A 23,327-nucleotide genomic window follows, 5' to 3' on the forward strand; every position below is an offset into this window, starting at 1 on the left:
GACGGCTCAGGTCATTGCTCAGGCGCTGCTTGCCATCGCCTGAGTGACTATATACCTGGTTGTAAATATGTGAAACTTGATTACTTTAATGATTGCAATAGTTATTGACTATGAGTCAGGGCGGTTGGCGCGCAGGCCGTTCATGGCGGATGCCAACGCGTACGCGGCTGGCGAAAGTGAAAAATAGTATTTGGAAACCCGCGCCTTTTGTAGTGGTGACGCCGGCGCTTTATTTTTATAGTTGCTTCACCGGTGGAAAACCGCCGGACTATAAAAATGGAGACTCGTGATGAAAATCGTTACTGCTATTGCATGGGGCGGCGTCATGTCCGCCGCCTGCCTGTCGATGTCGGCGGCCTCGGCGCAAAGCTGCTCGGTGCCGGTGCTCAAGGTGCTGGCGCAAAAAAGCCTGGGGCTGACGGTGATGGAAAAGACCCTGGCCGAGTATGAAAAGAAAAACGGCACCAAGGTCCAGATCAGCTATTTCGGCGAAAATGACCGCCGCTCGAAGGCCAGGCTCGACGCTTCGACCAGGGCCGGTTCCTACCAGATCTATTACATCGACGAAGCCAACGTGGCCGAATTCGCCACGGCCGGCTGGGTCGTTCCCCTGCTCAAATACCTGCCCAAGGACGCCGATTACGAGGACTTCCTGCCGGGCCGCCGCGCCGTCGCTTCCTACAAGGGCGTGGCGTATTTCGCGCCCCTGATCGGCGGCAGCGACTTCCTGTTCTACCGCCGCGACTTGCTGGAAAAGGCCGGCATCGCCGTCCCGAAGACGCTCGACGAACTGGTCGCCGCCGTAAAAAAACTGAATAATCCGCCCAATGTTTACGGCTGGGCGGCGCGCGGTCAGCGCGGCTCGGGCATGAATGTCTGGCGCTGGGCGCCGTTCATGCTGGCCGCCGGCGGCAAATGGGAAAACAATGGCGTGCCCACTTTCAATTCGCCGCAGGCCGTCAAGGCGACCACCCTGTACCGCGAGCTGTTCAAGTATTCGCCGCCGGGCGGCGCCACTTACGACTGGAGCAATGCGCTCGAAGCATTCAGGTCCGGCAAGGTGGCCTTCATGATCGAGTCGACGCCGTTCGCCGACTGGATGGAAGACCCGAAAAAATCCTCGGTGGTCGACAAGGTCGGCTATGTGCGCCCGCCATCGCCGCTGCCGTCGGCCGCTTACGGCCACGGCCTGGCCATCTCCGCCACGGGCGCGAAGGATGAATGCACGCGCCAGGCGGCCGGCAAGTTCATCGCCTGGGCCACGGGCAAGGAGCAGGAACAGGCGCGCCTGAAGGACAACGTCTTCAGCGACTACAACCGCAGCAGCACCATCGCCAGCGAGTACTTCCGCAAGCACGTCAAGCCGCAGATCCAGGCGGGCCTGACGGACACCACGCCCGTCTCGCGCGTCACCATCTGGCCCAGCCCCGAGTGGCCGGACATCGGCGACAACCTGGGCGTCGTGTTGGAGGAGGTGTTTACGGGCACGCGCGGCGACGTGCAGAGCGCGCTCGATGAGGCCAACGAGTACGCGACCGAAGTGATGCAGCGGGCGCAAAAGCGTAAGTAATTTTTACCCCAACATCGGAACAGCTGGGGTCGGACCCTGAGGGTCCGACCCCGGTATTCGCCTTGGGGTTAAAGCCAGCGCCTGCCTATCCTCGCCTGAAAGCTGATCCTTATGCCACACTCCATCCGTAAAAAACGCCATACCTGGCTGCCGGCCGTCTTTCTGACCCTGCCGCTGCTGGTCCTGCTGATCCTGGGCCTGGTGCCCAGCATCGCCGCCATCAACCTGGCCTTGCAAAACCGCGTGCTGCGCTACAGCGACAGCGAGTACGTGGGCTTGGCCAATTTTCTCCGCCTGTTCGGCGACCGCCGCTTCCTCAATGCCGTGCAGGTGTCGGCCATCTGGGAAGTGGTCACCGTGGCCGGCTCGCTGGTCGTCGGCGTGCTGCTGGCCGTGTTCCTGTTCGAGAGGATCAAGGGCCGCACGCGCGATCTTCTCGCGCTGCTGCTGATCGTGCCGGTGCTGCTGCCGCGCGTCTCGGCCGCCTTCATCTGGAAGTTCATGTATTCGCCCCTGATGGGCATCCTCAACTGGCTGCTCGAATGCGTGGGCCTGGGCGGCAGCGCCTTGCTGTCCGACCCCGCCACGGCGCTGTATGCGGTGGCGCTGGTCGACATCTGGCAGTGGGGCCTGTTCTTCGGCGCCGTCATCCTGAAACTGCTGGAGACGCTGCCCACCGAACCGCTGGAAGCGGCGCGCCTCGATTACGCCGGCACCCTGCAGGTGTATGCGTATATCGCGCTGCCGATGCTGAAGGTGCCCATCATGAGCCTGGTGTTCATCAAGATGGTCGAGTCGCTGCGTTCCTTTGACCTGATCTACGTGATGACCAAGGGCGGCCCCGGCATCGCCACCGAAACGCTGGACATGTATGCGTATGCGCAAGGCATCGGCCTGATGGGCAAGGTCTCGTATGCGTCCAGCATGGCCGTGCTGATGATGCTGGCCACGACCATCATCTTTACTTTACTCTGGAAGCGGGTCGCCAAATGGGAAAACTGACTATGACGCGCGGCCTGGGCGCCGTCGCCACCACCGCCGTCACCACCTTGATCGTGCTGGTGGCGCTGTTCCCCATCCTGTGGGCCGTGCTCAACTCCTTCAAGGAGCTGATGGACATCGTCACGCCCGTGCCGCGCTTTTTCTTCAGCCCGACGCTGGCCAATTACCAGCAGGTGCTGGCCAGCCCGGAAGTGCTGACGGGCCTGGGCAACAGCGTGGCCATCGTCGGCCTGGCCGTGCTTGCCGGCGCCGTGCTGGGCGTGCCGGCCGCGTATGCGATCGCCCGCTATCCGATCCCGGCGAAGAAGGATATCCAGTTCTTCCTGCTCTCCCTGCGCTTCCTGCCGCCGGTCGCCGTCGCCATTCCCCTGATCTCGATCTGGATCGACCTGGGCCTGTACGACTCGCGCCTGTCGATGGTGGTGACGTATCTGCTGGTGACCCTGTCGACCATCATCTGGCTGTCGATTCCCGCCTTTGCCCGTATCCCGAAAGAGATCGAGGAAGCGGCGGCGCTGGACGGCTACAGCCCCTACCAGGTGTTCTGGCACGTGGCCCTGCCGGTGGCCTCGAAGACCCTGATGGGCGGCATCGTCTTCAGCTTCGTGCTGGTCTGGAATGAGCTGATGATCGCGCTGGCGCTCACCTCGTCGAAGAGCATGACCCTGCCCGTGGTGGCGTCGGCCTTTACCTCGATGGGCCAGGAAGTGCCGTGGGGCGTGGTGAACGCGTCCACCGTGCTGCTGGCGCTGCCGCCACTGCTGTTCGTCGGCATCCTGGGGCGGTTGCTCAACTCCATGCTCAAACATAAATAAACAAGGAAACCATCATGCAAGCACTCGTACTGGAACAGGCGGAAAAAATCACCTTGCGCGACATCGACATGCCGCTCGTCGTCGGCGCGCGCGACGTGAAAATCAAGATACACACGGTGGGCATCTGCGGCAGCGATGTACATTACTTTAAACATGGCAAAATTGGCCCCTTCGCCGTCGAAGCGCCGATGGTGCTGGGCCACGAAGCTTCCGGCGTGGTGGCCGAAGTGGGCGCGGAAGTCACGCACCTGACAGTGGGCGACCGCGTGTGCATGGAACCGGGCGTGCCGCGTTTCGATTCGCCAGCCACCATGCGCGGCCTGTACAACCTGGACCCGGCCGTGCGCTTTTGGGCCACGCCGCCCATCCATGGCTGTCTCACGCCGTATGTGGTGCACCCGGCCGCGTTCACCTTCAAGCTGCCCGACAACGTCAGCTTCGGCGAAGGCGCCATCGTCGAACCGCTGGCCATCGGCCTGCAGGCGGCCAAGAAGGCGGCCATCAAGCCGGGCGACGTGGCCGTGGTGATCGGCGCCGGCACCATCGGCGCGATGACTGCGCTGGCGGCGCTGGCGGGCGGCTGCTCGCGCGTGATCCTGGCCGACCTGGTGCCGGAAAAACTGGCGCTGTTCGCCGGCAATCCGGCCGTGACCACGCTCGACGTGCGTCATGCCAGCCTGTTTGATAGCGTGCGCGAGCTGACGCAAGGCTGGGGCGCCGACATCGTCTTCGAGGCCAGCGGCAGCATGCGCGCCTACGACGACATCATCGACCTGCTGTGCCCCAACGGCTGCCTGGTGCTGGTCGGCATGCCGCCCGATAAGGTGCCCTTCGATATCGTCGCCATCCAGGCCAAGGAAGCGCGCATCGAGTCCGTGTTCCGCTACGCGAACATCTTCCCGCGCGCCATCGCGCTGCTGGCCTCGGGCAAGATCGACGTGAAGCCCTTCATCTCGCGCACCTTCGACTTCGCCGACGGCGTGCGGGCGTTCGAGGAGGCGGCCAAGGGCCACCCGCGCGACGTCAAGATACAAATTGAACTGGCAGGAGACTGATCATGGCAAATATCGCCTGCAGGCAGCTGCACAAGACTTATGACCACAAGACCGCGGTGCTGCAGCCGTTCGACCTGGAGATAGACGACGGTGAATTCATCGTCCTGCTGGGGCCATCGGGCTGCGGCAAATCGACCCTGCTGCGCATGGTCGCGGGACTGGAAGACATCAGCGGTGGCGAGTTGCTGATCGGCGGGGCCGTCGTCAACGACTTGCCGCCGCGCGAGCGCAACGTGGCGATGGTGTTCCAGAACTACGCGCTGTATCCGCACATGACGGTGTACGACAATATCGCCTTCGGCCTGCGCCGCCTGAAGGTGCCGAACGACGAGATCGAACGCCGCGTGCGCGAGGTGGCGGCCATCCTCAGCCTGGACAGCCTGCTCGATCGCAAGCCGCGCGCCATGTCGGGCGGCCAGCAGCAGCGCACGGCCATCGCGCGCGCCATGATCAAGACGCCGCAGGTATTCCTGTTCGATGAACCGCTGTCGAACCTGGACGCCAAGCTGCGCGCGCAGCTGCGCGCCGACATCAAGCGCTTGCACCGCCGCCTGCGCACCACCACCCTGTACGTGACGCACGACCAGTTGGAAGCCATGACCCTGGCCGACCGCGTGGTGCTGATGAAAGGCGGGCATATCGAGCAGATCGGCACGCCGGCCCAGTTGTACAACCATCCGCGCACCCTGTTCGCGGCCGGCTTCATCGGCACGCCGGCCATGAATTTCATCGACGGCGTGATCGAGAGCGACGGCGCGCGCACCCTGCTCATTTGCTCCGGCTACCGCTGGCCATTGACGTCGCCCCGTTTCGCGGCGCTCAAGTCGGGCACGCGGGTGGTGTTCGGCTTGCGCCCTAACCACTTGCGCGCCGCCACGCCGCAGGATCAGCAGCCTGGCGGCGGCGCAAGCCATGGCCTTGCATGCGTGATCGACCTGGTGGAATTGCTGGGCGCGGAAGCGCTGATCAGCTTCCAGTGCGGTGCACTGACCCTGTCGGCGCTGCTGCCGGCGAACGCCGCCAACAGCGCGGCCCAGGTGGGCCAGATGCTGGCGCTGGCCTTCGACGAAGAACACATCCATCTGTTCGATGCCGACACCGAGCTGGCCCTGGCGGTAAGTGCTGAAGTATTAGAATAGGCACCACCGAGACTGTGCAAGGGAACCGCCGTGACGCCTGACCTGGAACTGATCCACAAACCGATACACGAATCGTTTCGCGCGTGGGCGCACGGCTATCCGCATGTGGTGGCGAAATGGCATTTCCATCCCGAGTACGAACTGCACATCATCACCACGTCGACCGGCAAGTTCTTTGTTGGCGACCATATCGGCAGTTACGCGCCGGGCAACCTGGTGCTGACGGGGCCGAACCTGCCGCACAACTGGGTCAGTGAGCTGGCCGAGGGCGTGAGCCTGCCCGCGCGCGACCTGGTGCTGCAGTTTTCCGGTGAATTCATCGACCGCTGCGCGCTGCTGTTCCCGGAAATGGGGCCCCTGAAAACCCTGCTGGGCGAGGCGGGCAGGGGCTTGCAGTTTCCCGACGCGCTGGGCTTGCGCCTGGCGCCGCTGATGTTCGAGCTGACGACGGCGCAAGGCCCGCGCCGGGTGGAACTGTTCGCGCGCCTGTTCGGCGAGCTGTGCGACTGCCGCGAACGCCGACCTCTGGCCAGCGTCACCTATCTGGCGCAGGCGGGGCGCTACATGTCATCGACCATCAACCTGGTGCTGGCGTATATCAAGCAGAACATCACGCTCGATTTTTGCGAGCAGGACGTGGCCGACGTGGCGGAAATGAACACGCTCAAGTTCACGCGTTTCTTCCGCAAGCATACGGGCACCTCCTTCATCCATTACGTGAACCAGGAGCGCATCGCGCTGGCCTGCGAGCTGCTGATGAATACCGACATGAAGGTCACCGATATCTGCTACCGCACGGGCTTTAACAATCTGTCCAATTTCAATCGCCAGTTCCTGGCCCACAAGCGGATGTCGCCGTCGAAATTTCGCTCCTGCCTGCACATGAACATGCCCGAGTCCTTCCCCTGACGGCCGGCTTTAATCACTTTTATACATGGAACCATCGTGACATATCTCGGTATCGATATCGGCACTTCCGAAGTCAAGGCCATCCTGACCGACGACGCGCAAACCATTCTCGCCAGCAGCGGCGTGAGCCTGCGCGTATCGAGTCCCCATCCCGGCTGGTCGGAGCAGAATCCGGAGGACTGGTGGCACGCCACGCTGGACGTGATCGCGGCCATCCGCAGCGCCCAGCCGGTGGCGTTTTCCGGCTTGCGCGGCATCGCGCTGTCGGGCCAGATGCATGGCGCCACACTGCTCGACAAGCAGCAGCACGTGCTGCGCGCGGCCATTTTGTGGAACGATACGCGCGCCTTTGCCGAGTGCGTGGAACTCGAAGCGCTGGTGCCCGAGTCGCGCGCCATCACGGGCAACCAGGCCATGCCCGGCTTCACGGCGCCCAAGCTGCTGTGGCTGCAAAAGTACGAACCGTCGCTGTTTCGCGCCATCAGTAAAGTCCTGCTGCCCAAGGATTACGTGGCGCTGCGCCTGACGGGCGACTGCGTCTCCGACATGTCCGACGCCTCCGGCACCCTGTGGCTGGACGTGGCCAAACGCGACTGGTCCGAGCGCATGCTGGCGGCGACGGGCCTCTCGCGCGAACACATGCCGCGCCTGGTCGAAGGCAGCGCCGCCGCCGCGCAGATACGCCCGGCGCTGTGCCAGGAGTGGGGCATCGCGCATGCGGTGGTGCTGGCCGGCGGCGCGGGCGACAATGCCGCCGCCGCCGTGGGCCTGGGCGTGGTGGAAGCGGGCGCCGGCCTGCTGTCGCTGGGCACCTCCGGCGTGCTGTTCGCCGGCAGCGATGGCTTCGCGCCCAATCCGGGCCAGGGCGTGCATGCGTTCTGCCATTGCCTGCCCGGGCGCTGGCACCAGATGAGCGTGATCCTCAGCGCCGCATCCAGCCTCAGTTGGGTGGCGCGGCTGACGCAGTCGTCCGACATCGGAGAATTGGTGACGCTGGCCGAAGGCGTGGAAGCGCGCACGGCGCCGATCTTTTTGCCCTACCTGAGCGGCGAGCGCACGCCGCACAACGACGCCACGGCGCGCGGCGTGTTTTTTGGCTTGTCGACGGAGCATGGGCGCGCGGAACTGGCCTACAGCGTGATGGAAGGCGTGGCCTTTGCCATGGCCGACGGCAATGCGGCCCTGCGCAGCGCCGGCACGCAGCTGGAAGAAGCGTCGTTCGTCGGTGGCGGTTCGCGCAGCCGCTTCTGGGCCCAGTTGTGCGCGAATGCGTCGGGCCTGAACGTGCTGCGGCACGACCATGGCGTGGCCGGCGGCACCCTCGGCGCGGCGCGCCTGGCGCAGATGGCGGTGACGGGCTTGTCGCCGGCGCAGGTGTGCACGCGCCCGCCCGTGCAGGAAACGATCGCGCCGCAGGCATCCGCCATGCTGGACGAGCGGCTGGCGCGCTACCGGCGTTTGTATCCGCTGCTGCGCGAAGAGTTCGCGGGTGCGGCCGCGGCGGCGCGCTAGCGTTGCCAACAAGATTGCCGGCCCGACCATGCTGCGAGCCCGGCAATATGGCCAGACAGTCAACCTTCCCGTGTAATTTGTTGTTTCTGTGCTGAAAGTGTTTCTCTAACGAAAGCACCGCTTGGTTTTTTACGGGGCGCGCCGCATGATTTCCCTATTTGGTGAGAAATGGATAGATTTGGCGGCGCCTTTGTTGCCATCCTGTTCTTGCCGCCGGGAGAAACACATGCAACTCGCGAATCTGAAAATCTCCGTCCGCCTGGGTTTGTTGGGCGCCTTCTTCTTTCTTGCGCTGGTGTTCGTTGGCGTGCGCGGCTGGAGCGCGCTCGATGCGGCCAGCGCGCGCAGCACGGAAGCCATGCAGCGCTCCGTGGCCCTGACGGAAGCGGTCGACGCGGCGCGCAGCGCGCAGGTGGAATTCAAGATCCAGGTGCAGGAATGGAAAAACATCCTGCTGCGCGGCGGCGATGCGGCCGCCTTCCAGCGCTACCGCGAAGCGTTTGTCGCCAGCGGCGCGCAGACGCGCAAGGAACTGGCCGGCTTGCAGGCGATGATGGCCGCGTTGAAACTCGATACGGCGCCCGTGGCGCAGGCCTTGCAGGCGCACGACGCGCTGGGCGTGAGCTACCTGGCGGCGCTGCAGCAGTATGATGGCGCGCGTGCCGACAGCGCCCACACGGTCGATGCGCTGGTCAAGGGCATGGACCGCGAACCGACGCGCCAGATCGACGCCATCGTCGCCACTATCGGCAAGCAGTCGCACAGTCTGATGGCGCAGATGAAGGAGCAGGACACGGCCGCGCACCGCAGCGCCAGCATCGCCATGCTGGCCACCGTGCTGGTGACGCTGGTCGTGGGGTCCATCACCGTGTGGTGGCTGATCCGCAGTATCACGGTGCCGCTGGGCGCGGCCGTCGGCATCGCCCAGCAAGTGGCGGCCGGCGACTTGCGCGCCGTGGTGGCCGACAGCAGCCGCGATGAAATCGGCGACCTGCTGCGTGCCCTGAAGGCGATGAGCGGCAACCTGGCCGACATCGTGGGACGGGTGCGCGCCGGCACGGACTCCATCGCCACGGCGTCGGGCGAAATCGCCAGCGGCAACATGGACCTGTCTTCGCGCACGGAGGAGCAGGCCAGTTCGCTGGAAGAAACGGCCGCCGCGATGATCGAGCTGACCTCCACCGTACGGCAGAATAACGACAACGCGGACCAGGCGCGCCAGCTGGCCGGCGGCGCGTCCGACGTGGCGCAGCGCGGTGGCGCGGCCGTGGCGCAGGTGGTGCAGACCATGAGCCATATCAATGCCTCGTCGAAGCGCATCGTCGACATCATCGCCGTCATCGACGGCATCGCCTTCCAGACGAATATCCTGGCCCTGAATGCGGCCGTGGAAGCGGCGCGCGCGGGCGAGCAGGGACGCGGCTTCGCCGTCGTGGCCAGCGAAGTGCGCAGCCTGGCGCACAGGTCGGCCGCGGCGGCCATGGAAATCAAGCAGCTGATCGGCGAATCCGTGCGCACGGTGGAAGAAGGCAGCGTGCTGGCGGGCCAGGCGGGGCGCACGATGGACGATGTGGTCAGCAGCGTGCAGCGCGTGAACGCCATCATCGGCGAGATCGCCGTAGCCAGCGTGGAGCAGCGCGACGGCATCGAGCAGATCAGCATCGCCATCAGCCAGATGGATGGCGTGACGCAGCAGAATGCGGCCCTGGTGGAGCAGGCCGCCGCCGCCGCGGACGCGCTGCAGCAGCAGGCGGCCAGCCTGGCCGACGCCGTCAGCATCTTCAAACTGCATGCGGTTCCCGGCGTGGCCGCGCCGACCCGGAGACTGTCGCTGACCTGACGCAGGCCCGCCCCGCGCCGCTTGATGCCAGTCAAGCGGCGTCCGATCAGGCAAATATCGCGCCGAAATTCTTATACTATTTCCTTTCCGCATGGATCTGCGCCCGGCCGCATGGCGCGCGTTGCAAAGGAAAACCATGTTCTTCACTTTCCGCCTGCCGGGTGACGCATGACGGCGCTGCTGCTGGCGCTGTGCCTGACCCTGGCCGTGGTGCTGAGCGCGCTGCTGGCCTGCCAGTGGCAGGCGGCGCGCATGTGGCGCATGCGCCATGCGATCGGCGTGGTGCTGCAGGCGGCGCAGGCGCAGCGCATGGCGGATGCGCTGGCGCTGCTGCACGCGCTGCCGGCAGCCGTCATCGGCACCGACCACGATGGCGTGGTGCAGTACCTCAATCCCCGCGCCAGCGGCATGGGTGGCCTGCTGGGTGACGACGGCCTGGGCCAGCCCGTGACGCAGCTGCTGCCGCTGTTTCATGACGGCGCGCCCGTCGATGCGGCGCGCCAGGTGCGCGACTGCGTGGCGCGGCAGGAAGTGCTGGAAGTGGCGCGCGGCGCCGTGCTGCTGCGCCATCTCGACGGCAAGCGCATCGACGTGCAGTACAGCTGCGCGCCGTTGGCGCAGGGCGGCGCGGTGCTGCTGCTGCACGATGTATCGGCGCGCCGGCGCGCCGAGCAGCAGCTGGAATTCATCGCCCACCACGACGGCCTGACAGGCTTGCCGAACCGCCTGCATTTCCAGATCCGCTTCGAGCACGGCATCGCCTACGCGCGCCGCCACCAGGCTTTGCTGGCCGTGCTGTTCGTCGATATCGACCGTTTCAAGTCCATCAACGACAGCCTGGGACACGACGTGGGCGACCAGGTGCTGACGGAGTTCGCGCGCCGGGTGCAGCAGTGCGTGCGCAAGGTCGACACGGTGGCACGCCAGGGCGGCGATGAATTCATCATCCTGCTGACGGAACTGCGCACGGCGCACGATGCCGAGCGGGTGGCCGAAAAGATCGTCGCCGCCATCGCCGCACCCTTCGTCATCGGCGAATACAGCCTGTCGGTGGCCGCCAGCGTGGGGGTGGCCCTGTACCCGGACGATGACGACGACGTCAATGCGCTGATCGAGAAGGCCGACCTGGCCATGTACGCGGCCAAGCGCCACGCGCCGGGCACTTGTTTGCGCTACGCCGCGCGCATGCAGACGCAGTCGTATTCGCGCACCATCCTCGAGACGGCCCTGCGCCATGCGCTCGAACGCAACGAATTCGCCCTGTTTTATCAGCCGCGCATGGACCTGAAGACGCGTACGATCACGGGCGTGAAGGCGCTGCTGCGCTGGAAACACCCGGAACTGGGCCTCATGATGCCGCTCGACTTTTTGCCGGTGCTGGAGGAAAGCGCCCTGATCCTGCCGGTGGGCGCCTGGGTGCTGGCCACGGCGGTGGAACAGGCGCGCAGCTGGATGGCGCGGGGGCAGGTGCTGACGGTGTCCGTCAGCCTGTCGGCACGCCAGTTCTACCAGCGCGATATCGCGCGCAATTTCGCCGCCGCGCTGGAGGCGGCCGGCGTGCCGGGGCACTGCATCGAGCTGGAAATCGCCGCCGGCATCCTGATCGACCGCAACCAGAACTGCGAACTGATACTGCGCCAGTTCCGCCAGCTGGGCATGGCGATTGCCATCAGCGATTTCGGCACGGGCGACGCGTCGCTCAATTACCTGAAACGCTTTCCCACGGATGCCGTGAAGATCGAAAAGTGTTTCGTCGACGACCTGGGCAAGCCCGGTGGCGACGGCGCCATGGTGCGCGCCATCGTGGCGATGGCGCGCACGCTCGGACTGCGCAGCATCGCCGGCGGTGTGGAAAGCGGCGCGCAGCTGGAACTGCTCGCCGAGATGGGCTGCGACGAGGCGTTCGGCTACTACCTGGGCCGCGCCATGGCGCCCGAGGGCATCGAGGTGCTGCTCAAAAGTAGTGAAGCCATTCAGAACTGATAGCGCAGCGACAGCATGGCGTTGCGTGGATCGCCGTAGTAGCCGCCCATGCCCGTCGAGTAGTACTGCTTGTCGAAGACGTTATTGACGTTCAGGGTCGCCAGCAGCTGCGCACTGACCTGATACTGCGCCATCAGCCCCGCCACCGCATACGCCTTCTGCGTGAAGCGTTCGCCATGCGGCCCGCGGTCATCCATGTAGATATCGCTCTGCCAGTTCACGCCGCCGCCCAGCACCAGGCCAGGCACGCCCTGCGCCAGGCGCCAGGTGGTCCACAGCTTGGCCATGCTCTGCGGCTGGCTGGTCTGGATGCGCGCGCCGGCGGCGTTGCGGATGCGGCTGTAGGCATAGCTGGCCGTCAGTTGCCAGTCGGGACGCAGCTGGCCCGAGACTTCCGCCTCGACGCCGCGCGTGGTGGCCGGCGTTTGCGGCTGCGCGGGGGCACCGGCCAGCAGGCGGATGAAAGTGTCCTGCATCAGGTCGGCCGCATCAAAAGCATTGCCCAGGCGCCGCTGCAGCCAGTGCGCCAGCCAGCCGTGGTGTGCGCGGTAATGGCTTTCCAGCTGCGTGGGCAGCAGGGGTGGCATGGCCATGATCGTTACAGCACTGCCAGCGCGACGGCGGCCAGCACGGCGGCCACGCCGATGATGCGCGCCAGGCGCATGGCCTGGTGCGGCGCATAGGGCAGCAGCCAGATCAGCAGCAAGCCGCAGCCCGTCAGGCTGCCGACCCAGTAGACGAGGCCATAGCCGCCGCCGGCGATGTGCATGGCCCAGGCCAGTCCGGCCGCCAGCGCCAGCCAGCCGCCCCACTGCAGGCGGCGGCGCAGCGGCGCGGGCGGTTCGGCGCCGCGCCCGTGCAGGTCGGCGTAGTGGCGGTCCATGGCCAGGCACAGCGCGGACAGGCCCGCATAGCACAGCGCGAAGACGAGGAAATTGGCTAACAGTTCCATCACGCGGCCTCCATCGTTGGCGCCGGTTTTACGGGTGCCGCCTTGGCCGCCTTCGCGGGCAGCGGTTTCAATTTGAACGCCGCATACGCGAGGCCCAGGCCCAGCGCCAGCACCACCAGGTCGAAGGCGGCCACCGCCACGGGGCCGCGGCCCAGGAACAGGGTCACGCCCAGGTGCGAATTGGTGGTGAAGACGTTCAGCACGGGCAGCGCCGCCAGCAGGAAGGCGCCCACGGCCAGCTGCATGCGCCACATGGCGCGCGAGGGCCGCAGCTGGGCGATGAGGGCGGCCAGGGCCCAGGCGCCGAAGAAGCAGGCAATTTCTTCCTTCGAGCGTTCTTCCAGCGCCACCGGCAGCAGGCGGTTGGCCCAGAAGTAGGCGCCGAAGGCGATCGGGATGCCGGCGATGGCGCCGATGTTGAGCGCTTCGACCAGGCGCAGGCCGAAGCTGGCGCGCTTGCCGGCGGCCAGCGCCTTGGCTTGCTTCTGGCGCGTCTTGACGGCCCACAGCAGGGCGCCCGTGGCGACCATGGCGCAGCCGGCCAGGCCGGACAGGAAGAACAGGGCGCGCAGCAGCGGCCCGCCGAAATGCGCGACGTGCAGGCCGACCATCACGCCCTGCGTGGCGGCCGCGCCGGGCTGCGCGTCGCCATCGCTTGAGAGCAGCTTGCCGGATACGCCGTCGAACTCCATCGATGGCTGCTTCGACGACATGTCGCGTCCGCCGGCGCGCGTCAGCGAAATGGTGGCGTTGGCGTCGCCCGGATGATTCACGGAGATGCGTTCGACCTTGCCGCCCCAGTGCTGTTCCGCCTGGCGCACGAGGGGGGCGATCGGCGTCAGCGGCGCGGCCACGCCGGCCGGCTTGCTGTCGCCCGAGCGGCCGGGAAACGCTTCGGCGAAGAAGGCATCCTGGTCGCCCTTGTAGGCGGCCGTGGCGCCGGACGGCATGTACAGGAACATCAGGGTGACCAGGCCCGTGTAGGTGATCATGATGTGGTAGGGCAGGGCCAGCACGGCCGTCACGTTGTGCGCGTCGAGCCACGAGCGCTGGCCCTTTTTCGGCCGGAAGGTAAACAGGTCCTTGAAGATGCGCTTGTGCGTGACGATGCCGCTGATGATGGAAACGAACATGAACATGGCGCAGAAACCCACGATCCAGCGGCCCCAGATGGCCGACATGTAGTGCAGGTCGAAATGCAGGCGATAGAGGAATTCGCCGCCCCGCGTCTCGCGCGGCTTGGACAGCACCTCGCCCGTGGCCGGGTCGGCTTTTTCGCTATGAAAATTGCCGCGCCGTCCGCGCTTCTTTTCACCGGGCTTCGAGGGTTTGCTCCAGCCCAGCTGCGTGGCGGGATTGCGCTCGCCGGGCAGGCTGATGAACCAGCGCGTGGCGCCCGTGGCGCGCTCTTGCATCGCTTGTTGCGCGACCTTGGCCGCTTCCTCGGTGCTGACCTGGCTGGCGGCGGCGCCGTGCAATTCGGGCTGCATCCACAAGGTGATTTCATTGCGGTAGTAGCTGGCCGTGCCGGCGCAAAACACCAGCAGCAAGATCCAGCAGACGAGCAGGCCGGACCAGGTGTGCAGCCATGCCATCGACTGGCGAAAACCTTCTTTCATGCGAGACTCCAGGATAGTGCGTCCATCGACTGCAGGATGGCGGCGATGACGGCGGCGGGAATCAGCAGGCCCAGCCAGGCGCGCAGGGCGCTGCGCGTGGCGAAGACCCACATCACCACGCAGGTGTAGATGGCAAACGATAGCAGGGTGGCCGTCATGACGGCTTCGGAACGGGCCATGGGCAGGCTCACCGACAGCAGCATGGTGACCAGCGCGGCCAGCACATAGCCGCCAACGATGGCGGCCACGCTGCGCGACGCCACGCCGAGGCGGTAGCGCGCGCCAGCGGACAGGCGCAGGCGCGCGATTTTTTCAAGTGCGGCAGGTGCGTGCATGGTCATCCGTGATCCTTGCCGGACTGCGGGGCGGAAGCGGCGGGAGAAACCGCGGCGGCCAGTGTACATGTTGGTGCCATGAAACCTCCTTATTGTGGTGATGGATATGGGAAGGCTTGCTTGGCGAGGATGCCTGGCTGGCGCAGCGTGTCATCCAGCTGCGCACCAGCCATGCCGTGCCGGCCGATGGATGGATGGATGGCAGGCGGGAAATGCGGGAGGCGGACTCCGGCTGGAGTCCAAATGTGAATGAGAACTATTCTTATTATAATGTGAGGTTGTGAGACATGCAAGAGTGCGGTATGGCAATGACGCCGCCGCAGGCATGCGGCGGCGTTGAAAGTCAGTGCCTACAGCGTCGGCGTGTAGCGCACGGTGAGGATGATGTTGCGCGGTTCACCGAAGTAATTGCCGCGGCGCAATTCGCCCGTGGCGGCCCAGTAGGTCTTGTCCGTTACGTTGGCGATGCTGAGGTTGGCGCTCCAGTGGCGGTTGAACACGTACGAAGCGCGCGCATCCCACACCGCGCGTCCGCCGTTGCGGAAACGCACGTCGGGATTGTCATCGGCCCGATAGACATAGCCGCTTTGCGCCGAGACGCCGCCACCCACCGTCCAGTGCTTCCACTCGCCGGGCAGGCGGTAGCTGGTCGACACGCGCAGCATGTGCTTCGGCGTGACGGTGGGCGGCGTCTCGTCGCCTTCGCCGCGCGCGATATTGTAGGTGTAGCCGGATGACAGCTGCCAGCCCGGCAGCACTTCGCCGCTGGCGTCCGCGTCGATGCCCGTGCTGCGGATGGGGCGGCCATTGCGGTAGCAGCTGCCCGTCATGTCCCACTTCAGGCAATCGTCATTGCTGGCCTCGTCGTACACGGCCGTGTCGCGCTTGTTGATGCGGAAGGCGGCCAGCGCCAGGTTCAGGCGCCCGTCGTACAGCTCGCCCTTCACGCCCGCCTCATAGGTATCGCCGACGACCGGTTTCAGCGGCTGTCCGCCCAGCGTGTAGTACAGGCTCTGCGGCTGGAAGATGCTGGCATAGCTGCCGTACACGGACCATTGCTTGCCCAGGTCCTGCACCAGGCCCGCATACGGCGTGAATTCGCGGCTTTCCTTGTAGCGGCTGACGGGGTCGGTCGCCAGCTTGCCCGTGGTCTGCTTGTCGAACCAGCTCAGGCGGCCGCCCAGCAGCAGGTGCAGCTGCGGCTTGAGTTCCCAGCGCGTGCTGGCGTAGGCGCCGTAATGCTGCTCGTTCAAGTGCGGCAGCGAGTCCCAGGCCGGATGCGCGGGCTGCGCGAGCAGCGTATTGTTCGGATGAAAGACGTCGAACGGCAGGCCGGGCGAAGTCGAGGCCGCATGGTCGTCGGTGACGGCGCGCGAGGCATTCATGCCCAGCAGTACCTCATGCCTGCCGCCCCAGGCCTGGAAGCTGCCGCCCACGTTGGCATCCAGGCCTGTGGTGACGATATCCTGCTTGCGGTAATTGACCGTGTACAGGCGCGCCCCTTGCTGCGTGGCGGGGGCGATGCTGCCGCGCACGATGCCCGCCTGCTGGTCGAAGGCCCCATAGGTGCGGTTGATGGCAAGCTTGGTCGTCCAGTCGCCGCCAAAGCGGTGCTCGAGGTCGGCGAACAGTTCGCCGATGGTGGCGTCGTGGCGGTTCCAGTCCTGTGCCAGCGAGGTCGAGCGGCGGATCTGCAAGGTGGCGCCGTCTCTGTAGCGGGGCAGGCCGAACAGCCAGTAGCCGTCCGTGACCGTGTGCTGGCGGCGCGCGCCGGCGCGCATGGTGGTGGTGGCGTCGAGGTCCGCTTCGACGATGCCGTAGAACAGAGGCATGCGGCTGTGCGCCGCGTCATAGAAGTAATCGCGGTCTTCATAGGCGACCAGCGCGCGGCCGCGCACGGTGCCGGCCGCGTTCAGGGGCGCGCCCGCATCGAGTTCCACGCGGCGCTGCTGCCAGCTGCCCACGGTGGCCGTCACGTCCGCGTGCGCTTCGGCGCGCGGGCGCTTGCGCACCAGATTGGCCACGCCGCCCGGCGTGCCGGCGCCGACGATCAGGCCGGCCGAGCCGCGCAGGATTTCCACGCGGTCATACACGGCCATGTCGGGGATCAGCCAGCCCGTGGCATTGTCGGAAATGCCGGGCATGCCATCGATCAGGTAAGACAGTGCATTGCCGCGCGACAGGAATTCATGCGAGCCGAAGCTGCGGTTCATGCGCGTCAGGCCCGTGCTTTGCTCGAGCACCTGGTCCAGCGTGAACAGGTTCTTGTCGTCCATCTGCTGGCGCGTGACCACCGACACCGATTGCGGCGTCTCGCGCAGCGAGCGCTCGGCACCCGCCAGGGTCACGGCGCGCGTCGTATAAGAACCCGTGCCCTCGCTGGTGGCCGTGCGCTCGCCATTGGCCGTGACGGTGATTTCCGCCAGGGTCGCCGTCTCGCCCGTGGCCTTGGGCGCCGCCTTGATGATGACGGCATTGCCGTTGATGGACGCTTGCAGGCCGCTGCCGGCCAGCAGGCGCTCCAGGCTGTCGGCCACGCTGAGGGTGGCGCTGACGGCGGGCGCCGTTTTGCCGGCCACCAGCTCGGGCGAAAACAGCAGTTGCAGATTGGCTTGCCGCGCCAGTTCATTCAGGGCCTGGCCCAGCGGCTGGGCGGCGATGGACAGTTTGACGGGTGACGAGGTTTGCGCCTGTGCCAGGGGAATGTTGCTCATGGCCAGCATGGCGGCCAGGGCGAGGGGGGCGGGTGTCAAATTGAGGCGGGGGGACCACATGTTGCATTTCTCCAGGTTAATTTGTTGTCGATTAACTTGGTAGACGCGGCAGCGAGCCAAATCCTCACCTGCGAATGCGAACTATTTGCATTTATTTTTCAGGCCGCCGCATCGCAGGGGCTTGCGCCGGCATTTTTGCCGCCATGCGGATCTCGCTGACGGCACCATCGCGTACGACGTGCACGGGCAGCAGCTGGGGCAGGGCGGCGGCGAAGCGGTCGAGCTGGGTCAGGCTGAAACTGCCGCCGATGCGCAGCCTGGCGACGGCGGGATCGCGCGCGACCAGGCCCGTGTCGCCATAGCGCTCGAATTCGGCCAGCGCCGCGCCCAGCGGCACATTGTCGAAGGTGATCCTGCCGTCGCGCCAGGGCGCCACGCTGCCGGGAGCCAGGCTGGCGACGGCCGATAAATTCCCGGCGGCGTCGGCCGTCACGCCCTGGCCGGCCATCAGGTCGACTTGCTCCTGCCGCGTACCGGCCACGCGCACATGGCCATGCTGCACGGCCACGCGCAACTGGCCGTCCTGGGCCAGGGTGTTACGCACGGAAAACTGCGTGCCCACTACCGTCACCGTCACAGGACCGCTGAGCACATCGAACGCTTGTCCTTGCTTCGCTTGCACCTGGAACAGCGCTTCGCCGTGCGCCAGGCGCACTTCGCGGCGCTGGCGGTACAGGGTGACGTGCAGCTGCGTGGCCGTATCGAGCTGCAGCTTGCTGCCGTCGGGCAGGGCGACGGCCAGGCGCTGGCCGCGCATGGTGGCATACGACTGGCTGAACGTGGGTTGCTGCCACCACTGGTAGCCGCCCGCGCCCACGCTGAGCAGCAGCATGGCGGCCGCCGCATACGGCAGCGCACGCAGCCAGTGCCGGCGGGGAGCGGACACTGGCGCAGAGGGAGCCTGGGGCACCGTCCAGCGCGCGGCCACCTGCGCGGGAATCGTGCGCGCCGCGCGGTGCGTATCTTTGAGCTGCGCATACTCCTGGGCGTGACGCGCATCGGCCGCCAGCCAGGCGGCAAACTCGACCTGTTGCTGCGTATCAAGGTTGCCGCGCCGGCTGAACCAGGTGGCCGCCGCCAGCGCCACGCCATCCTGCGTGGCGGCAAAAGCGGCATGCTCGCGCAAGTCCGCCTGCTCCTGGGCGGAGGGGCCGAAAGCATGGCGGGGTGGAAGGGCGGTCATGGGCGCCATTATGTGGCTTCCCGCAAAGAATGCAACTGCGCCTGGCAACTGAGCATGCCGCGCGCGATATGTTTTTCCACCATGCTCACGGAAATGCCCATGCGCGCGGCGATTTGCGCGTGCGGCAATTCCTCGAAGACGTGCAGCACGAAGGCGTCGCGGCAGCGCGGCGGCAGGGCGTCGATGGCGGCCACGCAGGCTTGCCAGTCCTGGCTGCTTTCCAGCGCGTGCTCCGGCTGCAAATGGCGCGGCGCGGCCGGATGCGCCGTTTCCGGCAGGGCATCGAGTTCCTCGTGCTGGCGCAAGGCGGCGCGCCGGTGCTGGTCGATCAGCAGGTTGCGCGCCGTGTGGTACAGCAGCGCGCGCGGCTCGCGCACGGCCGCTTCGCCCAGCACGCGCAGATAGCTTTCCTGCACCAGGTCGGCGGCGGCCTCGCGGTTGCGCAAGCTGCGCCAGCAAAAGTTCAACAGTTCTTGGTAATAGCGTGCAACCACGGCGTCCGATGTATGAGTCCGCAGCCAGGAATGCCGCATATGAGAATGATTCTCATTATATGGCATGCCGGGATGTCGCGTTAAGCGGCTTGCCGCACCGTGGCAGGCGTACAACGCTTTGCCCCGCGGCCGGCATCGGTTAACATGGGAAGTTAATAGGGAGGCAACATGAGTATTCAAGTTATCAATACGGCACCGATGGCCGGCCAGCGGCCCGGCACCTCGGGCTTGCGCAAGAAGGTAGCGGTCTTCAGCACGCCGCAATACCTGGAAAATTTCGTGCAAAGCGTGTTCGACACGCTCGGCGACTGCCGCGGCCAGACCTTGGTGCTGGGCGGCGACGGACGTTACTACAATCGCGCGGCCATCCAGACGGTGCTGCGCATGGCGGCCGCGCACGGCTACGCGCGCGTGCTGCTGGGGCAGGGCGGCATTTTGTCGACGCCGGCCGTCAGCTGCGTGATCCGCAAGCATGGCGCCAGCGGCGGCATCATCCTGTCGGCCAGTCATAATCCGGGCGGCCCCGATGGCGACTTCGGCATCAAGTACAACATCGCCAATGGCGGCCCGGCGCCGGAAAAGGTCACCGAAGCCATGTTTGCGCGCACGCAAACCATCACCGAGTACCGCATCAGCGACGCTGCCGACATCGACCTCGACGCCTTGGGCACTGTGCGCATCGAGCAGATGACGGTCGAAGTGATCGACCCGGTTCTCGACTACGCTGAACTGATGCAGCAGCTGTTCGACTTCGACGCCATCCGCGCCCTGTTCGCGGGCGGCTTGCGCATCTGCTTTGACGGCATGCACGCCGTTTCCGGCCCGTATGCGACGGCCATCCTGGAAGGCATGCTGGGCGCGCCGAAGGGCAGCGTCATCAACGGTGTGCCTTTGGCCGACTTCGGCGGCGGTCATCCCGATCCGAATCCCGTCAACGCGCAGGAGTTGATCGCCATCATGGCCGCCGATGATGGTGACAATGCGGCTCCTGATTTTGGCGCCGCCTCGGATGGCGACGGCGACCGCAACATGATCGTCGGCCGGCGCTTCGACGTGACGCCCTCGGACAGCCTGGCCATCCTGGCCGCCAACGCCACGGTGGCGCCCGGCTACCGTGCTGGCTTGAAGGGCATTGCCCGCTCCATGCCCACGTCGGGCGCGGCCGACCGGGTCGCTAGCGCGCTGGGGATCCCCTGCCACGAGACGCCGACGGGCTGGAAATTCTTCGGCACCCTGCTCGACGCCGGCATGGCCACCGTGTGCGGCGAGGAAAGCTACGGCACGGGTTCGAACCACGTGCGCGAAAAGGATGGCCTGTGGGCCGTGCTGTTCTGGCTCAACCTGCTGGCAGAGAAAAAACAATCGGTGGAAGACATCGTGCGCGCGCACTGGGCGACCTATGGCCGCAACTACTATTCGCGCCACGATTACGAAGACATCGACAGCACGTGCGCGGCGCAGCTGATGGAGGCCGTGCGCGGCCAGCTGGCCGCCTTGCCGGGCCAGCAGTTCGATGGCTACACGGTGGCGCTGGCCGACGATTTCAGCTACACGGACCCCGTCGACGGTTCCGTGGCGACGCGGCAGGGCATCCGCATCATCATGACGGACGGCGCGCGCATCGTGCTGCGCCTGTCCGGCACGGGCACCGAGGGCGCCACCCTGCGCCTGTACCTGGAGCGCTACGAAGCCGATGGCGCGCAACACGGCATCCCGACCCAGGAGGCGCTGGCGGGACTGATCGCCGTGGCGGAAAAGTTGGCGCGCATACGCGAGCGCACGGGACGCGATGCGCCGAGCGTGACGACGTAAAAAAAAGGGCGCCCTCGGGCGCCCTTTTTTACGTCGGATCAAGCCGGCATCATGCTTTTGCCGGGATAACCGCCTGGCGGTAGTTGTCGACCATCTTGTAGCGCCTTGCATACAGGCCGAAGGCCAGCATGGCGACGGCGGCAAAGGCGGCGAAGAAGAACATCTGGAAGGCCGTCACGCTGATGCCGCTCTCGGAGATCTTGCCGATCACGCCCTCGTTCATGACGCTGCGGTTGACGATCAGCACCCACAGGTTGCCCACCGTGGTCGACAGATTCCAGAAGCTCATGATGGCGCCCTTCATCGAGACGGGTGCCTGGCTGTAGGCAAACTCCAGCCCTGTCGCCGACACCAGCACTTCGCCGAACGTCAGCAGGGCGTACGGCAGAATCTGCCACATGATGGAGACGGCGTTGCCGCTGTCGAGGGCCAGCTGCAGCAAGCCGATGACGATCCACGCCAGCGAGGAAAAGCCGATACCGGCCGTCATGCGGCGCAGGGCCGTCGCTTCCAGGCCGAAGCGGTTCAGCATCGGGTACAGCACCAGGTTATTGAACGGGATCAGCAGCATCACCAGCATCGGGTTCAGCGCCTGCATCTGCGCCGGCAGGAACCAGCTTGGTTTTTCCATGGTGTTCGCTTGCACGATCCACGTCGAGGCCTTCTGGTCGAACAGCGAGAAGAATGGCGTGACGAGGGCGAAGATGACGAGGATGCGCAAGACGGCGCGCACGCCTTCGACGGCTTCGTCCGGGTGGATGCCGCGCGCGCGTTCCAGCTGCATGGCCGTGCCGATGCTGCCGAAGGCCAGCAGCAGGACCAGCGCGGTACATGCGGCAATCACGAAGCCCCATTCGGGAATGCTGTAGAACGCATACAGGGCGCCGATCACGCCGACGTAGGCGACATACAGGCCGGGGCGCGAACCGCCATCGACGCGCGCCAGCAGGGCGGTGCGGGCGACGCGGGTAAATGAGTGGGGATTCGGCGGCGCAGGCGGTACGTGCACGTATTTCTTGGCACCCATCCAGAAGACGAGGGTGGCGGCCAGCATCATCAGGCCGGGAATGCCGAAGGCGATCGACGGGCCGAAGTCGCGCAGGAACACCGGCATCAGCAGCGAGGCGAAGAAAGAGCCGAAGTTGATGATCCAGTAGAACAGGTCGAAGACCAGCTTGGCCTTGTGCTTGTTGGTCTGGTCGAACTGGTCGCCGACGAACGAGGCGACAAGTGGCTTGATGCCGCCGGAACCGAAGGCGATCAGGAACAGGCCGAAATAGAAGCCGTTGACGCTGTTTTCAAACAGGGCCAGGCAGGCATGGCCGGCGCAATACACGAGGCTGAGCCAGAAGATGGTGTTGTACTTGCCAAAGAAGCGGTCGGCCAGCCAGCCGCCCAGCAGCGGGAAGAAATACACGCCGATGACGAAGGTGTGGAAGACGTGCTTGGCTTCGCCCGTGCGCTGGTCGATCGGGATCATCAGCAGCAAGGTGCTGATGAGGAACGGCGTCAGGATGTTGCGCATGCCGTAAAAGCTGAAGCGTTCGCAGCCTTCGTTGGCGATGATGTACGGTATTTGCCGCGGCATTTTGCCCGTGGCGGTTTGTGTCTCGGCCGATGACATTGGCTCTCCCCCAAGTTTTTTTTGTAAGCCGCGATGCTAAGGCCTGCCGCGTTTGCTTGCAACAGAAAAAACGGCCTCTCCGCTATTTCGCAGGGATTTGTAAGGTATTGATTTTCATAAAGACATTACTTTCGGCACTTGCGCTTGCACAGGCACTTGCACGAGCGGGGCGGGGCAGCAACAGCTGCAGTGGCAGCATGCCATCCGCTGCGGGGCTGTCCGCCAGGGTAAAGCCGCAGCCCAGGTACAGGCTCAACGCCGCGTGGTTGTCCTGCGCCACGGCCAGGCGCACGCGGCCCAGCTCGGGAATGGCGCAGGCATGGTCGATGGCGGCCTGCACCAGTTGCCGTCCCGCGCCGCGTCCACGCGCCTGCGGCGCCACATACACGCCCCACAGGCTGGCCTTGTCATGCACGACAGCGATCGGTTCGCGGCGCAGGCCGGCAATGGCGATCAATTGCTCTTCGTTGAAAGCGCCAAATATTATTTGGTGCGAGGTGGCGCGCAAGCGCTGGGCGATCTGTGCCAGCGGCAAGCCGCTTTCCGCTGCGTGCGTGGTGCAGAAGGCGGCGGGCAGTTCGGCGATGCCGGTCAGGCGCAGCGCGCGGTAGGCGGGCGCGTCGTCTGGTGCAAGGGGGCGGACAGAGGTGGCGGGCATGTGGGCGAGTATCGCGCTTCGATGTCAGAAAGTAAACCTTGCGTTGCAACG

General features: G+C 65.6%; 19 protein-coding genes. 10 read left to right on the top strand and 9 right to left on the bottom strand.

The genetic code is table 11. The features are described from left to right. Nucleotides 1–289 precede the first annotated feature (289 nt). From K0F86_RS23770 to K0F86_RS23810, 9 genes are all read left to right on the top strand, one after another. Nucleotides 290–1,570, top strand: a complete 1,281-nt coding sequence (locus K0F86_RS23770) for a sugar ABC transporter substrate-binding protein (RefSeq protein ID WP_219136623.1) — start codon at nucleotides 290–292, stop codon at nucleotides 1,568–1,570. Between the two features lie 111 nt (nucleotides 1,571–1,681). Next, a complete protein-coding gene (locus K0F86_RS23775; RefSeq protein WP_219136624.1) occupies nucleotides 1,682–2,572 on the top strand; it encodes a carbohydrate ABC transporter permease in 891 nt (296 codons plus the stop codon). Then, complete coding sequence (locus K0F86_RS23780) at nucleotides 2,560–3,387, top strand: carbohydrate ABC transporter permease (RefSeq protein ID WP_219136625.1); 828 nt, start codon at nucleotides 2,560–2,562, stop codon at nucleotides 3,385–3,387. Before K0F86_RS23775 ends, K0F86_RS23780 begins: the two co-directional genes overlap by 13 nt. 14 nt (nucleotides 3,388–3,401) lie before the next feature. After that, nucleotides 3,402–4,442: an NAD(P)-dependent alcohol dehydrogenase gene (locus tag K0F86_RS23785; protein ID WP_219136626.1), complete on the top strand. Its 1,041-nt coding sequence runs from the start codon at nucleotides 3,402–3,404 to the stop codon at nucleotides 4,440–4,442. Nucleotides 4,443–4,444: 2 nt separating this feature from the next. Next, on the top strand, nucleotides 4,445–5,581 hold the full coding sequence (locus tag K0F86_RS23790) for an ABC transporter ATP-binding protein (RefSeq protein ID WP_219136627.1): 1,137 nt from the start codon (nucleotides 4,445–4,447) through the stop codon (nucleotides 5,579–5,581). Between the two features lie 30 nt (nucleotides 5,582–5,611). Beyond that, nucleotides 5,612–6,490 carry an AraC family transcriptional regulator gene (locus K0F86_RS23795; protein WP_219136628.1) on the top strand — a complete coding sequence of 293 codons (879 nt, stop codon included), beginning with the start codon at nucleotides 5,612–5,614 and terminating at the stop codon, nucleotides 6,488–6,490. 36 nt (nucleotides 6,491–6,526) lie between these two features. Further along, on the top strand, nucleotides 6,527–8,002 hold the full coding sequence (gene xylB, locus K0F86_RS23800; RefSeq protein ID WP_219136629.1) for a xylulokinase: 1,476 nt from the start codon (nucleotides 6,527–6,529) through the stop codon (nucleotides 8,000–8,002). 226 nt (nucleotides 8,003–8,228) lie between these two features. Beyond that, nucleotides 8,229–9,842 (top strand): methyl-accepting chemotaxis protein, encoded by a 1,614-nt coding sequence (locus K0F86_RS23805; RefSeq protein ID WP_219136630.1) that lies wholly within the window; start codon nucleotides 8,229–8,231, stop codon nucleotides 9,840–9,842. A 168-nt stretch (nucleotides 9,843–10,010) separates the two neighbouring features. Further along, complete coding sequence (locus K0F86_RS23810; protein WP_219136631.1) at nucleotides 10,011–11,825, top strand: bifunctional diguanylate cyclase/phosphodiesterase; 1,815 nt, start codon at nucleotides 10,011–10,013, stop codon at nucleotides 11,823–11,825. Here K0F86_RS23810 and K0F86_RS23815 read toward each other — a convergent pair. The 7 genes from K0F86_RS23815 to K0F86_RS23845 form a co-directional block, all read right to left on the bottom strand. Further along, complete coding sequence (locus K0F86_RS23815) at nucleotides 11,816–12,412, bottom strand: TonB-dependent receptor domain-containing protein (protein ID WP_219136632.1); 597 nt, start codon at nucleotides 12,410–12,412, stop codon at nucleotides 11,816–11,818. The genes K0F86_RS23810 and K0F86_RS23815 overlap by 10 nt on opposite strands. An 11-nt stretch (nucleotides 12,413–12,423) precedes the next feature. Further along, on the bottom strand, nucleotides 12,424–12,777 hold the full coding sequence (locus K0F86_RS23820) for a DUF3325 domain-containing protein (RefSeq protein ID WP_219136660.1): 354 nt from the start codon (nucleotides 12,775–12,777) through the stop codon (nucleotides 12,424–12,426). Then, on the bottom strand, nucleotides 12,777–14,396 hold the full coding sequence (locus tag K0F86_RS23825; RefSeq protein ID WP_219136633.1) for a PepSY domain-containing protein: 1,620 nt from the start codon (nucleotides 14,394–14,396) through the stop codon (nucleotides 12,777–12,779). Before K0F86_RS23825 ends, K0F86_RS23820 begins: the two co-directional genes overlap by 1 nt. Continuing rightward, nucleotides 14,393–14,731: a DUF3649 domain-containing protein gene (locus tag K0F86_RS23830; RefSeq protein ID WP_219136634.1), complete on the bottom strand. Its 339-nt coding sequence runs from the start codon at nucleotides 14,729–14,731 to the stop codon at nucleotides 14,393–14,395. Before K0F86_RS23830 ends, K0F86_RS23825 begins: the two co-directional genes overlap by 4 nt. Nucleotides 14,732–15,081: 350 nt before the next feature. Beyond that, a complete protein-coding gene (locus tag K0F86_RS23835; protein WP_219136635.1) occupies nucleotides 15,082–17,505 on the bottom strand; it encodes a TonB-dependent receptor in 2,424 nt (807 codons plus the stop codon). Between the two features lie 91 nt (nucleotides 17,506–17,596). After that, nucleotides 17,597–18,688, bottom strand: coding sequence for a FecR domain-containing protein (locus K0F86_RS23840; protein WP_219136636.1), 1,092 nt, complete (start codon nucleotides 18,686–18,688; stop codon nucleotides 17,597–17,599). Nucleotides 18,689–18,696: 8 nt separating this feature from the next. Next, nucleotides 18,697–19,182: a sigma-70 family RNA polymerase sigma factor gene (locus K0F86_RS23845; RefSeq protein WP_219136637.1), complete on the bottom strand. Its 486-nt coding sequence runs from the start codon at nucleotides 19,180–19,182 to the stop codon at nucleotides 18,697–18,699. 168 nt (nucleotides 19,183–19,350) lie between these two features. Here K0F86_RS23845 and K0F86_RS23850 point away from each other — a divergent pair, with 168 nt between their 5' ends. Continuing rightward, on the top strand, nucleotides 19,351–20,994 hold the full coding sequence (locus tag K0F86_RS23850; protein WP_219136638.1) for an alpha-D-glucose phosphate-specific phosphoglucomutase: 1,644 nt from the start codon (nucleotides 19,351–19,353) through the stop codon (nucleotides 20,992–20,994). A gap of 49 nt (nucleotides 20,995–21,043) precedes the next feature. Here K0F86_RS23850 and K0F86_RS23855 read toward each other — a convergent pair whose 3' ends face one another. Then, nucleotides 21,044–22,582: an oligopeptide:H+ symporter gene (locus K0F86_RS23855; RefSeq protein WP_219136639.1), complete on the bottom strand. Its 1,539-nt coding sequence runs from the start codon at nucleotides 22,580–22,582 to the stop codon at nucleotides 21,044–21,046. A gap of 118 nt (nucleotides 22,583–22,700) precedes the next feature. After that, nucleotides 22,701–23,276, bottom strand: a complete 576-nt coding sequence (locus K0F86_RS23860) for a GNAT family N-acetyltransferase (RefSeq protein WP_219136640.1) — start codon at nucleotides 23,274–23,276, stop codon at nucleotides 22,701–22,703. Nucleotides 23,277–23,327 lie beyond the last annotated feature (51 nt).

The sequence above is a fragment of the Janthinobacterium sp. UMAB-60 genome, from assembly GCF_900095235.1.
GTDB lineage: Bacteria > Pseudomonadota > Gammaproteobacteria > Burkholderiales > Burkholderiaceae_D > Janthinobacterium.

Excerpts from the sequence above, each read along its gene's own strand:
- K0F86_RS23835 (WP_219136635.1), bottom strand. The coding sequence starts at position 17,505 with ATGTGGTCCCCCCGCCTCAATTTGACACCCGCCCCCCTCGCCCTGGCC.
- K0F86_RS23825 (WP_219136633.1), bottom strand. The coding sequence starts at position 14,396 with ATGAAAGAAGGTTTTCGCCAGTCGATGGCATGGCTGCACACCTGGTCC.
- K0F86_RS23830 (WP_219136634.1), bottom strand. The coding sequence starts at position 14,731 with ATGCACGCACCTGCCGCACTTGAAAAAATCGCGCGCCTGCGCCTGTCC.
- K0F86_RS23775 (WP_219136624.1), top strand. The coding sequence starts at position 1,682 with ATGCCACACTCCATCCGTAAAAAACGCCATACCTGGCTGCCGGCCGTC.
- K0F86_RS23815 (WP_219136632.1), bottom strand. The coding sequence starts at position 12,412 with ATGCCACCCCTGCTGCCCACGCAGCTGGAAAGCCATTACCGCGCACAC.
- K0F86_RS23860 (WP_219136640.1), bottom strand. The coding sequence starts at position 23,276 with ATGCCCGCCACCTCTGTCCGCCCCCTTGCACCAGACGACGCGCCCGCC.
- K0F86_RS23810 (WP_219136631.1), top strand. The coding sequence starts at position 10,011 with ATGACGGCGCTGCTGCTGGCGCTGTGCCTGACCCTGGCCGTGGTGCTG.
- K0F86_RS23770 (WP_219136623.1), top strand. The coding sequence starts at position 290 with ATGAAAATCGTTACTGCTATTGCATGGGGCGGCGTCATGTCCGCCGCC.
- K0F86_RS23790 (WP_219136627.1), top strand. The coding sequence starts at position 4,445 with ATGGCAAATATCGCCTGCAGGCAGCTGCACAAGACTTATGACCACAAG.
- K0F86_RS23850 (WP_219136638.1), top strand. The coding sequence starts at position 19,351 with ATGAGTATTCAAGTTATCAATACGGCACCGATGGCCGGCCAGCGGCCC.
- K0F86_RS23820 (WP_219136660.1), bottom strand. The coding sequence starts at position 12,777 with ATGGAACTGTTAGCCAATTTCCTCGTCTTCGCGCTGTGCTATGCGGGC.
- K0F86_RS23840 (WP_219136636.1), bottom strand. The coding sequence starts at position 18,688 with ATGACCGCCCTTCCACCCCGCCATGCTTTCGGCCCCTCCGCCCAGGAG.
- K0F86_RS23785 (WP_219136626.1), top strand. The coding sequence starts at position 3,402 with ATGCAAGCACTCGTACTGGAACAGGCGGAAAAAATCACCTTGCGCGAC.
- K0F86_RS23855 (WP_219136639.1), bottom strand. The coding sequence starts at position 22,582 with ATGCCGCGGCAAATACCGTACATCATCGCCAACGAAGGCTGCGAACGC.
- K0F86_RS23780 (WP_219136625.1), top strand. The coding sequence starts at position 2,560 with ATGGGAAAACTGACTATGACGCGCGGCCTGGGCGCCGTCGCCACCACC.
- K0F86_RS23805 (WP_219136630.1), top strand. The coding sequence starts at position 8,229 with ATGCAACTCGCGAATCTGAAAATCTCCGTCCGCCTGGGTTTGTTGGGC.